Genomic DNA, 13278 nt, shown 5'->3' with positions numbered 1-13278 from the left:
GTTCAGCAAGAAGTGTTCCAATACTAGCCAGGGCAGCGTTGGTTTAGTTTAATGGCGGAAATCTTCCGGTATCGGCAGCTCTTTTGCCAGCGTTCTTGGCCGGCTGCCTTTGCCTTTTTTATACATTTTCAGCTGATGTACATAGGCCAGAACCTGCGCTACAGCCGCAAAAAGTTGTTCGGGGATCGGATGGTCAAGCTTGGTGGTGTAGTAAATAGACCGTGCCAGCGACGGCGATTCAATAACCGGCACTTTATGTTCATTACCTATTTTACGGATATGCATGGCAATTTCATCCACGCCTTTGGCTACCACTACCGGAGCGCGGAATTTACCCTGGTCATATTTTAGCGCCACCGCATAGTGCGTCGGGTTGGTTACAATAACATCCGCTTTGGGTACTTCCTGCATCATACGCTTCATCGACATTTGCATTTGAGTGCGGCGGATACGGGCTTTAATTTGTGGATCGCCTTCGCTGTTTTTATATTCGTCTTTAATTTCCTGCAGTGACATTTTCAGTTGTTTTATATGATTCCACTTCTGATATGGCGCATCGACTACGGCAATTACCGATACGCTGGCACATAACCCCAAAAACAACCAGGCTAAAAAGTGTAACGCCGATTCGATATTATTTGGCTCACTCATTAAAGACAGCGCCATAATGTCGAAAAAGAACACTTTAAGCAGCAGATAAGCAATACCGATTACCACGATAACTTTGAGGATACTTTTAAGCAGCTCAACCAATGCCTGCAGACCAAACATACGCTTAAAACCTTTTAGCGGGCTCATTTTACTGGCTTTGGGCCCTGCTGCCTCCCAGCTAAAATTAAACCCTCCTAACAAGGTATTGCCGATAAAAGCTGCAATAAGAATGATAATAAAAATACCGGCCAGCGGTGGCATCAGCTTTTCGCCTACAGCGCCCCAGGCGGTAAACATAGAATTAGTTTCAAAAATATCTTTTGCGTCCAGCTTTAACATGCGCTGGCCAACATCCAGCACCGCCATTGCCAGCATTTTGCCAAATACCAGTAAAGCGGCTGCACTGCCAATTAACACAAAAGCTGTGCCTAAATCCTTGGAGCGGGCAACCTGGCCCTTTTCAGCTGCGTCCTGCAGCTTCTTGGGGGTGGGCTGTTCGGTTTTTTCGGCGCTTTCATCTGCCATTGCAGAGCCCTCCGCTTAACAACCAATCAGCCGGCAGCTGTAATCTATTACGTGCTGCCACTGTTTGTCGTAATGAAATAAAAAGGTGTCCAGCGTTAACCACAAAATGATTAAACCGGCCAGCATAGTAATAGGAAAACCTATTGAGAAAATATTCAGCTGCGGTGCGGCACGCGTCATAATGCCAAACGACAGATTTACCACCAGCATTGATACAATCGGTGCCAGTGCTATTGCCAGTGCGGTAGCAAACATCCAGCCGCCGAATTCTATTACAGTCCAGTAGCTGGTTACATCCCACCACTGGCCGTTAATGGGCAGCGTATCAAAGCTAAATACCAGCATTTGGATCATAATGAGGTGGCCATCAAAGATCCAAAACAGCAACGTGGCCAGGATCAGATAAAACTGGCCGATAGCCGCCACATTAACACCGCTGGCCGGGTCAACCATAGACGCAAAGCCCAGGCCGGTTTGCATGGCCAGCAATTGCCCGGCAACAACGAAGGTGGTAATAAACATTAATGAAATAAAACCCAGCGCAAAACCTATCAGCAGTTGCAGCATCACTTCGAGTATCATCTGGCCGGACATTAAATCCGGGTTAGGCACCGGCGGCAGTGTTGGCATAATAATCAACGTGATCATCAATACCAGGCCGGTTTTTATCCGCATAGGTATGTTACGTACCCCAATACCGGCCATAATCAGGAACATACCGGTTACACGACACATAGGCAGCAGGTAATCTGCCAGAGTCTGCATCAGTACATTCAGCGGAAATTCCATCGCGCGTTAACCTACTACCGTTGGAATACTTAAAATCAGTTCGTTGGTGTATTCCATAATTACGCGGGTAAACCAGTGGCCGCCAAAAATCAGTGCCAGCAACGTAACAATAAGCCGCGGTAAAAAGCTTAATGTCTGTTCGTTAATAGAAGTTGCTGCCTGAAAAATAGCTACCAGCAAACCGACAAATAACGATGGCAGAATAATGGCACTTACCAGCAGAATCACCAGAAACAGCGCATCACGCAGCACATCGACAAAAATCTCCGGGCTCATGTGCCTACCCCATAGCTGGTAGCCAGTGTGCCCATAACTAAAATCCAGCCATCAACCAGCACAAACATCATCAGCTTAAAAGGTAATGAGATGATCATCGGCGATAACATCATCATGCCCATTGCCATTAATACGCTGGCAACGACCAGGTCGATAATCAGAAACGGGATAAACAGCATAAAGCCAATCTGAAACGCGGTTTTAAGTTCGCTGGTAATAAAAGCCGGGATCACCACGGTAATGGGGTAATCCTGCGGGGAAGCGGCCACTTCAAGCCCGGCGATCTGGGCAAAGGTGTCCAAATCTTTGGTGCGGGTCTGGTGCAGCATAAAGCCTTTTATCGGTATCAGTGCTGCGTCCAGCGCCTGCACCGGCGTAATCTCTTCGCTCAGGTAAGGCTGAATGGCCGTGTCGTTAATGTTTTTAAACACCGGCGCCATAATAAAAAAGGTCAGAAACAGCGTAATGCCGATTAAAACCTGGTTAGACGGCGTTTGCTGCAAACCAATGGCCTGGCGCAATATGGCCAGCACCACAATAATGCGGGTAAAACAGGTCATCATGATCACGATAGCAGGAATAAAACTGAGCGCTGTCATCAGCGCCAGTACCTGCAACGTTACACTGTATTGTTGGGAGCCATCGGCAGCGGTAGTTACCGTAACCGCCGACAAGGCACCATTATCAGCCAAAACATCGGGGCTTAGCAGTATTACCAGCACCACGAACAACAGTCGCAACATAGCTCACACTATTTTTTCAGGAACGATTGCAACTGTGTATGAAAGTCTGATGCCAACTTTTCTTCAGGTAGAGGATTTTCCAGTTCGAACAGTAAATTTATGCTGTGCGCGGTGACACCTAAAACACGTTGTTTTCCTTGCATTTCAACAACTAACAAGCGTTCTTTCGGGCCAAGCGGCATGGTAGAAATAATTTTTATGTGCCGACTGCCTGGTAAGCGTAGCGTCAATTTTTTGAACGCCCATCCCAGCGTCAGCACTATTGCTACCACAATCGCCAGTGACAGCGCCATTTTCCCCAGGCCAAGGCCTGCTGACGGGCGCTCAGCGGGCGCTTCTGTTTTAAGTGGTACAGCTGGCGCAGGCTGAGCCGGTACCGGTGCCGACTCACTTTGCACTGCAACCTCAGTGGTGGCAGTGTCCTGAGTTTGTTTATCTGTTTCGGTACTGCTTTGGGCCGTTACCGTCAGCGGCAGTAAGCTGCAACATAGCAAAATAACAAGCAATAATCGCATTAACGTAACTTCTTAATCCGTTCAATCTGGCTGATAACGTCAGTCAGGCGGATACCGAACTTGTCGTTCACCACCACTACCTCGCCGTGCGCTATCAGGGTACCGTTAACCAGCACATCCAGCGGTTCACCCGCTACCCGCTCCAGTTCAACCACCGAGCCCTGATTAAGCTGTAATAAGTTACGGATACTTATTTTCGCCCGCCCCACTTCCATAGATATGGTAACCGGGATATCTAAAATAGTGTCCAGCTTACGTTTTTCGTCTACTGTAATATCTGCTTTTTCATCACGCAGCTCTTCCAGCTCAACAGCCTCTGCACCATCAGTGCCTTCAGCTTCGGCCATGGCAGCGGCCCATTCGTCCATGGTGTCTTTATCATCAGCCATTTTTTGTTACCTTCTGTCGCGATCTGACAGGTTCAGATCGGCTTCTAACTCGGAAATATCGGCATCGCTGTCGAGGCGCCGCCCACCTTTAGTAAACACATGCATCTCAGATTTCGCTGACTCAGGCCGTTTAATTTTCTCAATAATCTTCAGCGCAGCATGCTCGCGCGAACGGCCCAATTTGGCCCGGTATGTTGGCAAATCTTCAATTAACACCGTGATATGTTCCGGCATCTCTATCGGAATAATATCACCGGCCTTTAATTCCATAACTTGCCGCAGCGTTAAATCGACATCCATCATTTTGGTAGTCAAATCTACCTTTACATCCATAATTTCATCACGCAGAGCTTTACTCCAGCGTAAATCGGTATCTTCTTTGTCACTTTGTACACCGGCATCCAGCAACTCGCGAATAGGTTCAAGCATGGAATACGGTAAGGCGACATGGAAATCACCGCCACCACCGTCCAGTTCAATATGAAAAGAGCTAATCACCACGACCTCTGTAGGGCTGACAATATTAGCCATTGCCGGGTTGACTTCAGAGTCCAGGTACTCGAAAGACACATCCATTACCGGTGCCCAGGCTTCTTTGTAATCTTCAAAGATCAGTTTTAGCAGCATCTGAATAATACGCCGCTCGGTTGGGGTAAACTCGCGGCCTTCAATCTTGGCATGGTAACGGCCATCACCCCCGAAGAAGTTATCTACCAGAATAAACACCAGCCTGGCTTCCATGGTAATAAGGCCGGTACCTTTAAGCGGCCTGAAGCGCACCATGTTTAAACTGGTGGGTACAAACAAGGTGTGCACATACTCGCCGAATTTTATCATCTGCACACCGTTAATTGACACTTCGGCTGTACGGCGCATCATATTAAACAGGCTGATACGCATATGGCGGGCAAAGCGCTCGTTTACCATCTCCAGCGTTGGCATGCGGCCACGCACAATACGATCCTGCGACGAGAAATCGTATTCCATGGCAGAGCGACCCCGGCCTTCACCGGATTCGTCTACTTCCTCTTCTTCGACGTCATCAACACCATGTAACAGCGCATCAATTTCATCTTGTGACAGTAAATCGGTCACGGCTGCTCACTCTTATTGCATCACAAAACCGGTGAAGAGAACTTCTTCTACCACCACCGAACCCACTACCTCGATCATCGCCTGCTGTAAATCGCTTAATGCTTTGTTTTTTAACGCATCGCGCCCGGCAACGGTAACCAGTTCATCTGCATTGGCTGCACTGAAGGTTTCCAGCAAACTGCCTTCAATCAGTGGAATATGCCGCATAGCTATGGTTTCATTATTGCTGCCGCGTACCAGTAACTGCACTTTAATTTGTACCATCCGGTCACGCGATGCACCAGGCACATTAAACACAAAGGGCCTTGGCAATGGCACATACAGCGCAGTGCCTTTTGCATCTTTAGCACCGGACGAGCCTACCGCACCTGACGTTACATCTGACGTTGCTGAACTGCTATTATTGTCAGAGCCGGTAAACAACATCAGGCCCACAACGATTAACACCACCACCAATGCTGCACCACCACCCAACAGCAGCCATTTTTTCTTAGCTGAACCTTCTGCAATAACCAGATCTTTTTCTGCTGCCATGCCTGTGCCACCTGTTCGTTAAAATAATATTATTATGCTCACCTGTGGCAGCCAATGTAAATCATCGTTACTGAATTAACCGTCACTACAGGTCGTTATGCATAATAATCCACCAGCCGGTCAGATGTTTTTACATTAAGTTGTACCGTTTCTGCCAGGCCATCCTGGCTATCGTCTGCGGTATGTTTGCCATTGCTGCCAGAATGATTACTGTCACGCTGAGCTAACTGACGCTCTTGCTGGGATTGTTGCTGTACCTGACCTTCAGTTAACTGAATTCCCTGCTGTTGCAGCATTTCTCTAAGCCGCGGTAATTGCTGTTCTAATAATTCTTTTGCCTGTGATTGCTGCACAATAAATTGCACTGATGCCTGGTCCTGCTGCATATCTATTTTAATTTGCATCTGGCCAAGCCCGGCCGGATCAAGCCGGATTTCAGCTATCTGAATATTTTGCCGTACCATCAGGCTGACCCGCTCACGCAATTGCCCCGCGGCATCTTGCTGCAGTAAATTCAGGCTTTGCTTTAACTGCTCGGCTAATGGCCGCGCCACCGCCTGAGCCGGGCTGGCTTGCTGACGCTGCTCAGCCAGGTGCAAAGCATTGCCAAATGCCGTCTCACTGCGTACGGCGGTACTGGCATCTGCCGCTGCTTTAGCCGTTGCAACACTGCTATCGGGCAAGGCCACTGAGCCATCCGCAGGCTGAGCATCATTATTTTGCCGCAAATGCTGTTGTGACGAGTGCTGTTGTGAAGAGCCCTGTGAGCCATTTTGAGCATCATGTTTAGAAGCATTTGGCTCAGCTGCCGCTTTGCCACCCGTCTGACTATCAGTTTTATCAGATGCTGCCGTCAGCAGTGGCTTGTTTGTTGTTGCAGCGGAATCAGGCTCAGTTTTGCTGTTACCTGTACCACCTGTGGCGGTAACACCCGTTGCAGTATTTTGTGCCGGGTCAGCATCTGTCATTTTAGCATCAGCCTGAGTCGCTGGCTGGGTAACAGCGCCGGCTTTTATGCTGCTGTCATCGCCTTTTACCGGGCTGGCGTCCGCTTTAACCGCGGTATCTATCGCTGCTTTTTCGCCGCTGCTCTGGTTATCACGGCCCCGGATATGGTTCTCTGAACCTGTCCCGGCAGCCAGTTCTGTATCGTCCGGCGAAGCCGTTTTATTACCATTAGCTGACAACTCTGCCACCGGCTGAGCATTGCCTTTACCGCCAGCGGCGGCTTCTGTTTTATCTGCCACCTTACCCGGCGTAACCTCCGCTGCGATTTGGCTGTTTGCTTTTACCTGCGGTTCAGTGGCGGTATCGGTTATTTCGCTGGCAGACTGCTGCAGATGCTCTGCTGTTTTAACCGCTTTTGTGGCATCTGCTTCAGGCTGGTTAGTACCCGGCAACACGGTAACCGGGGCATCCTCAGCAGCACCGGCATCGGCGTCGTTAGCTGCATCAGCATCACTGCCGGTTTCAGGTAGTTTATCTTTTAGGGCTATCTGGCCCAGCAAACTGGATGCCAGCAGGGAGTCTTCTTCAGCACTGGCCGCGCTGTCGTTTTCTGTATTGGCAGCCGCTAATAATGCCTGGCTTACCCCACTTAATGCGCTTACTCCGGCAGGGACATGCCGTAATTTAGAACCTGGCAGGCTATTTGTTGCCGGTTGCGTGATGCCGTTTAGCACTTCACCAAACCCCAGACCGGAGAGTTCGGCATCAGCCTCTGCTGCAGAGTCTGATAATGCGCTATCCAACCGTAGCGCGCTGTCTGCGGTGGTTGTCAGCATGGATAATTGTATAGCCTGCACCATTTTTACTCCCCTGCCTGATCACTATGGTCGGGCATTAACTGCGCTTTAAACCGGTTAAAGCCGTTGTATTAAAACCTGTATATTCAGTTATCTTCAATTGCATTCAAATTTCAGGCCAACCTGAGTAAATTAGTACATCTGCGGCTCATTACGGCTTCGCATAAATTGTTGGCTAGCATACTCATCGGCATTTTTCTGCTCTTGTTTCAGCTGCTTTAATAATTCGGCCTGTTCGCCGCGCTGCACCAGTAATTCCATGGCTTTACGCTTCTTTTGCATCGCCAGCCAGCTTTGTTTACGCTGCTCTGCCGCCGCTTTAGCCTGCTGTAATGCCCGGCCCTGCTGTTGTATTGCCTGGTCCAGCTTACCAATAAAGCTGATAAACTGGCTGTACTGCCGGCTTTGTAAACCGGCCGCACCTTGTTGCTGGCTCTGCAGAATGTAATCGGTACGGTAATCTGCCAGGCCCTGATATTTCTGTTCTGCCTGCTGATAAAACTGCTGAGCTTTAACAAAATGGGCCTGTAGTTTTTCTTCCCGCTCTTTTTGTATTTTAATCAACATGGCAAAACGGTGATTAATCATCTGTTATTCCCTTTCGCCGCAGGTACCAGTTGGTTTAGCCCCTGCAAACTGTCGTCATAGGTTACCACTTCGTGCATTCCCTGTTGTAAAAAGCGGTTAATACCCGGCATCATACCGATAGCAACATCCAGTTGTGGATCACTACCCCGTACATAAGCTCCGATGGCGATTAAATCTTTGCTTTGCTGATAGCTGGCATACAACTGCTTTATTGTACGCGCCATTTGCTGATGCTCAGCACTGGTAACAGCAGGCATAACACGGCTAATCGATTTTTCCACATCTACCGCCGGAAAATGCCCGGCATCGGCCAAAACCCGGGACAACACTATGTGGCCATCCAGAATAGCGCGCGACGCATCGGCAATAGGGTCTTGTAAATCATCGCCTTCAGACAACACAGTATAAAATGCCGTTATAGAGCCCTGGTTGCCACTACCGTTACCGGCACGTTCAACCAGGGCCGGTAATTTGGCAAATACCGAGGGCGGATAACCTTTGGTAGCCGGTGGCTCACCCACCGCCAGTGCAATTTCACGCTGTGCCTGCGCATAGCGGGTAATGGAGTCAATCAGCAGCAGCACATCCATGCCCTGATCACGAAAATATTCTGCTACCTGCACTGCTGTTTCACAGCCTTTTAACCGCATTAGCGGCGATACATCGGCTGGTGCAGCAATAACCACTGAGCGCTTTTTGCCTTCTTCGCCCAGAATCTCATCAATAAATTCTTTTACCTCGCGGCCACGTTCCCCCACCAGGCCTACAACAATAACATCCGCCGATGTGCCCCGCGTCATCATCCCCAACAGTACACTTTTACCTACGCCTGAACCGGCAAACAGGCCCATACGCTGGCCCTTACCTACAGTAAGAATACTGTTGATAGAACGCACGCCGACATCCAGCGGCTGCTTAATTGGCCGGCGGTGCAAAGGGTTAATAGGTTTAGCTTTAGCACCACCGAATTGTTCTGCCGCTATAGGGCCTTTGCCATCCAGCGGTGCACCTACGCCGTCTATTACCCGGCCAAGCAAATTAAGGCTAAGGGGTACACCTTTAAAATTAAGCATAGGTGTAACGCGGGCACCTGGCACAACACCAGACACATCATCTTTGGGCATCAGATAAATACGGTCATTGGCAAAGCCAACTACTTCCGCCATAATTTCGCCGCGGGCGGTTTCTACCGAACAAGGCTGGCCAATAGCAGCACTACAACCGGTTGCTTCCAGTGTTAAGCCCACCACACGCACCAGATGGCCGGCAACAGCAGGCCGTGAGCTATGTACATAACGCTGTTGCTGCTGCAGAAACCGGCTCAGACTTTCGCTGTTTGCCATAGCCTAATCCTCTGCTTCTGCGTCAGTTTTGGCATCGTGCTGTTGTAGCTGAATAAAATGCTCCAGGCTGCCTTGAATGCGTTGTTGCAAACTGCGATCCACGCTGGATTGGCTGCTTTCTACTACACAACCACCTTGTGCCACCAGAGGCTCAGCTCTGAGTTGCCAGTTGCGTTGTGTCAGCTCATCTTTAGTGTAATGTTGCTCAACAATAGCTAAGTCAGCCGGGTTCAACTTTATTAACAGTTGCCCGGCTTGTAGCGGTAGCGCTGAGGTTGCTTCTGAAATTGCCTGCAGAATAACCTGATGATTGGTTTTAACTTCAACGTTGATCACCGCCTGTGCCATAGCCAGACTCAGCTGTAATAACTGCTGTTTTACCTGTGTATCAATGCTGGCCAGCGGTTGTTGTAATTGATCAAGTAATGCGCTCAGTTGTGCCAGCTTGTCATTAAGCTCTGTCTGGCCTTCTGCCAGGCCTTGTTTTTTACCTTCAGCCTGGCCCTGCGCCTGGCCATCCTGCAGGCCTTGTTCACGGCCCTCAGCATAACCTTTGCTAAAACCGTCGTCTTTACCCTGGGCAAAGCCCTCTTCGTAAGCTGCCTGACGTATTTGCTCTATCTCATCTGCGGTGAGCGGCTTGATTGTCAGCTCTTCATCGTCATCTGCTTTACTAACTTTGGCCTGAGGCTGAGTTTTATTCAGCGCATTGGTACGAAGGCCATCAGGTACCGGCGTCATATCAGGTGTTTGCCAGTGCCTGATCAGTTCATCCGTTTCTTCATCGGGCGAAAACGGCCTTTTGTGCCTAAATGCATCAGTGCTCATAGTACTACCCGCTCTGTTTAGACGAAGTCATCGCCGCTGCCACTGCCAAGCATAATTTCACCGGCGTCAGATAAACGTCGCGCGGTGGACAGAATTTCTTTTTGTGCGGCCTCAACATCACTTACCCGCACCGGCCCCATGGCCTCTAAATCGTCTTGCAGCAGCTCAGCGGCGCGTTTTGACATATTTTTGAAGATTTTCTCTTTTAAGTTTTCATCGGTGCCTTTTAACGCTTTCATCAACACATCTTGCTGAACTTCGCGCAACAGGGTTTGAATGCCGCGGTCATCAACGTCGATCAGGTTCTCAAATACAAACATCAGATCCTGTATTTGCTGTGCCATTTCTTCGTCGTGCTCACGAATAGAATCCATCAGTTGGCCTTCAATATTGGTATCCATATAGTTAAGGATATCAGCAGCCGCTTTTAAGCCACCCATTTTTGCAGTTTGCGCACCAGCCTGACCGGCAAACTGTTTCTCCATAATCTCGTTTAACTCTTGCAGTGCTGCCGGTTGTACTTCTTCCAGGTTGGCAATCCGCATGGTTAAATCCAACCGCACTTTTTCCGGGAATTGCGACAAAATCTCTGCCGATTGCTCGGGCTCCAGGTAAGACAAAACAATCGTCTGAATTTGCGGGTGCTCGTTGCGGATAATATTGGCGACCTGTTTAGAGTCCATCCATTTTAGTGAATCCAAACCTTTAGCACCGCCGCCAAGTACAATCTGATCTATCAGGTTAGCAGCTTTCTCTTCGCCCAGTGCGGCAGTTAAAGCGCGCTTGATAAACTCTTCGCTCTGGAAACCAATGGTGCTGAAATTCTGGATTTGCTCGATAAACAAGCGATGCACAGCCGAGATTTTTGCCTGATTCAGATCTGTCATCTGCGCCATAGCTAAACCGACTTTCTGCACTTGTTTCGGCTCTAAGTGTTTTAAAATTTGCGCAGCATCTTCTTCTGATAAACTCAGCAGTAAGATGGCGGCTTTTTCAACACCGTCCAGTTTACCTACGTCAAACGACGGCTTTATTGCTTCTATGCTACTCATCTTCAGCCAACCAGTTTTTCACTACCAGAGAGGATAATTCCGGCTCGTTTGCCACTAAAGCCCGAACTGCGCGTAATAAATCGTCATCACCGTGTAAATCCGGCAACATTAATGTGCCATCCGGGGCAAAGCCTACTGCATTCTCATCGAATGTTGAGCTTAGCATGTCGATAGTGTCATCGCCCAAATCCAGCCCGCTGGACAGCGCATTGTCATCATAGCTATCTTTGGTATCTTCCGGATAAATCAGTTTTTTCAGCATTGGCCGCACAATAGCCATAATAAGCACGATGATAATCAGGCCGCCGATAACCAGCCGCACTACGCGTAAAAACCATTCTTCTTCATAAAAATTAGGTGTTTCAGCTTCGATAATGGCTTCTTTCATAAAGGGCACTGAGATCACTTCTATCATGTCACCGCGCTGGGCATCAAAGCCAATCCCCCCCTGTAGCAACCGGCGAATATTAGCTAACTCCGCCTGGGTGCGGGGTTCAGGTTCACCATCTGCAGTAGCCGCAGGTTTGTAATCAATTGCCACTGATACGCTTAAACGGCGGATCACACCGCTTTGCTGAGAAATATGGCTGATGGTGGTATCCAGCTCATAATTACGGGTGGCTTCTTTATGATTGCGGCCCGGTACTACCGGCTGCGCTGCGCCGCCCGTTGCCTGCTCGGGTATAGCGGAGTTCATCGGCGGTTGGTTGGATAACGCACCGGGTATACCGGCACTTAACCCGCCCACGCTGTTTTCTTCAATCGTCATTTCGCTGCGCACTGCAGGTAAATCCGGGTTAAAACGTTTTTGCGTCTGCTCTGTGGCGGTAAAGTCCATCAGTAAATCGACCTGAGCGGTGTAGTTACCATAACCCAGCACCGGCATTAAAATAGAGTCGACTTTTTGGCGGTATTCATCTTCGCGGGTGCGTTGTAGTTCATATTCTTTACGCGAACGCCCGGCTGCAGCATCTTGTGAGCCACTATTCAGCAGGCGGCCATTCTGATCGGTTACTGTTACCCGTGATGGTGCCAGCCCCTGTACTGCAGAGGCAACGATATCGACAATAGCCGCCACTTCGCTATCACGAATTGATGTACCACCACGGGCCGTTACCAGCACAGTGGCAGATGGCAACCGCTCTACTCTGGCAAACACGTTTTCTTTGGGAATAGCCAGTAATACTCTGGCACGGGATACACTGTGCAGCTCTTCAATGGTGCGGGCTAATTGTTGTTCACGGCTGTGCTTTAGCCGTTCCATTTCCAGACGCTGGCTAACACCAAAGCCGCTGTCCTGCAGTAAAAATTCGGTGCCGCTGGAGGGTTCTCTGGTCAGGCCGGCGCGAGACAATGACAGCTTAATACTCTGAAATTTATCTTCAGGTACCAAAATAGTATTGCCTTCCAGTTTGTAACTGATTTTCTGTGCATCCAGGTGATCCAGTGTCTGGATCAGCTCCTGCGTTTCAAAATTGCCCAGTGGCCGCATTTCTGGTTCGCGGGCCCACATAATGATTAAAATAGCTATGGCCAGACAAATAGTTAGCGCAACAATCAGGGTGATCTGACGCACCAGATCCATGCCGCCCAAACTGCCGACAAAACCCGGTTTTTGTTCCTGCTGCTCACCGCTACCGTATTCGGTGTTAGTCAGAGCCAGCTCGGTGGATTGATTTTCAGCCACTGCTTATTCCTCCGTTATACCGGCATCGACATAATGTCTTTGTAGGCTTCTACCAATTTGTTACGTACTTGCACGGTGGCTTCAAATGCCAGAGAAGATTTCTGGCTGGCAATCATTACCTGTGCCAGCGATACATTAGGGTTGCCCATTTCCACCGCTGTACGCATCTGGCTGGTTTCTTGCTGCAGGGCGTTTACATTGCTAATGGCATTTTTCAGCATATTGCCAAAATCACTCTGGCTGGGGTTAACTTCAGCGGTATTTTTCAGCTTCAGCTCGCTGCCAACGCCACGGGCCTGGCTGGCCAGCGACTGCATTTCGGCGTAAAGGGCCTGCCCTTTGATATTCATAGCGTCACCTGTCAAAAATTTGCTGCTAATACGATTAGCTAAAGCAAAGCAGGAGTTATGCCAAGTTTTAGTGCATTGAATTTAATAGAAAAAACCCTCAAATTGAGG

The 13278-nt window shown here is 49.2% G+C and carries 15 protein-coding genes; all 15 read right to left on the bottom strand.

Annotated features, from left to right (window positions below):
- Positions 1-48: 48 nt before the first annotated feature.
- Positions 49-1176: a flagellar biosynthesis protein FlhB gene (gene flhB, locus J3B89_RS12555; RefSeq protein WP_215397914.1), complete on the bottom strand. Its 1128-nt coding sequence runs from the start codon at positions 1174-1176 to the stop codon at positions 49-51.
- Positions 1177-1191: 15 nt separating this feature from the next.
- Positions 1192-1965, bottom strand: a complete 774-nt coding sequence (fliR, locus tag J3B89_RS12550) for a flagellar biosynthetic protein FliR (protein ID WP_215397913.1) — start codon at positions 1963-1965, stop codon at positions 1192-1194.
- Positions 1966-1971: 6 nt separating this feature from the next.
- Positions 1972-2241: a flagellar biosynthesis protein FliQ gene (gene fliQ / locus J3B89_RS12545; RefSeq protein WP_215397912.1), complete on the bottom strand. Its 270-nt coding sequence runs from the start codon at positions 2239-2241 to the stop codon at positions 1972-1974.
- Positions 2238-2984, bottom strand: a complete 747-nt coding sequence (gene fliP / locus J3B89_RS12540; protein WP_215397911.1) for a flagellar type III secretion system pore protein FliP — start codon at positions 2982-2984, stop codon at positions 2238-2240. The genes fliQ and fliP overlap by 4 nt, the downstream gene beginning before the upstream one ends.
- Positions 2985-2992: 8 nt before the next feature.
- A complete protein-coding gene (gene fliO, locus J3B89_RS12535; RefSeq protein ID WP_215397910.1) occupies positions 2993-3499 on the bottom strand; it encodes a flagellar biosynthetic protein FliO in 507 nt (168 codons plus the stop codon).
- Complete coding sequence (fliN, locus tag J3B89_RS12530) at positions 3499-3888, bottom strand: flagellar motor switch protein FliN (RefSeq protein WP_068234596.1); 390 nt, start codon at positions 3886-3888, stop codon at positions 3499-3501. The genes fliO and fliN overlap by 1 nt, the downstream gene beginning before the upstream one ends.
- A 6-nt stretch (positions 3889-3894) precedes the next feature.
- Positions 3895-4983, bottom strand: a complete 1089-nt coding sequence (gene fliM / locus J3B89_RS12525; protein WP_215397909.1) for a flagellar motor switch protein FliM — start codon at positions 4981-4983, stop codon at positions 3895-3897.
- 12 nt (positions 4984-4995) lie between these two features.
- A complete protein-coding gene (gene fliL / locus J3B89_RS12520) occupies positions 4996-5517 on the bottom strand; it encodes a flagellar basal body-associated protein FliL (RefSeq protein ID WP_215397908.1) in 522 nt (173 codons plus the stop codon).
- Between the two features lie 95 nt (positions 5518-5612).
- Entirely contained in the window at positions 5613-7325 is a 1713-nt protein-coding gene (locus J3B89_RS12515) for a flagellar hook-length control protein FliK (protein WP_215397907.1), read from the bottom strand.
- A 129-nt stretch (positions 7326-7454) separates the two neighbouring features.
- Positions 7455-7910, bottom strand: a complete 456-nt coding sequence (gene fliJ, locus J3B89_RS12510; protein WP_215397906.1) for a flagellar export protein FliJ — start codon at positions 7908-7910, stop codon at positions 7455-7457.
- On the bottom strand, positions 7907-9253 hold the full coding sequence (fliI, locus tag J3B89_RS12505; RefSeq protein ID WP_215397905.1) for a flagellar protein export ATPase FliI: 1347 nt from the start codon (positions 9251-9253) through the stop codon (positions 7907-7909). Before fliI ends, fliJ begins: the two co-directional genes overlap by 4 nt.
- 3 nt (positions 9254-9256) lie before the next feature.
- Entirely contained in the window at positions 9257-10081 is an 825-nt protein-coding gene (fliH, locus tag J3B89_RS12500) for a flagellar assembly protein FliH (RefSeq protein WP_215397904.1), read from the bottom strand.
- Positions 10082-10098: 17 nt separating this feature from the next.
- A complete protein-coding gene (gene fliG, locus J3B89_RS12495; protein WP_215397903.1) occupies positions 10099-11133 on the bottom strand; it encodes a flagellar motor switch protein FliG in 1035 nt (344 codons plus the stop codon).
- Positions 11126-12820 carry a flagellar basal-body MS-ring/collar protein FliF gene (gene fliF, locus J3B89_RS12490; RefSeq protein ID WP_215397902.1) on the bottom strand — a complete coding sequence of 565 codons (1695 nt, stop codon included), beginning with the start codon at positions 12818-12820 and terminating at the stop codon, positions 11126-11128. Before fliF ends, fliG begins: the two co-directional genes overlap by 8 nt.
- Before the next feature lie 14 nt (positions 12821-12834).
- On the bottom strand, positions 12835-13170 hold the full coding sequence (gene fliE / locus J3B89_RS12485; RefSeq protein WP_215397901.1) for a flagellar hook-basal body complex protein FliE: 336 nt from the start codon (positions 13168-13170) through the stop codon (positions 12835-12837).
- Between the last annotated feature and the right edge of the window lie 108 nt (positions 13171-13278).

It is taken from the genome of Rheinheimera oceanensis, from assembly GCF_018831085.1.
Classification (GTDB): Bacteria; Pseudomonadota; Gammaproteobacteria; order Enterobacterales; family Alteromonadaceae; genus Alishewanella; species Alishewanella oceanensis.
Note: the sequence above shows the minus strand (reverse complement) of the source record. Positions and strands in the feature narration are given on the sequence as shown.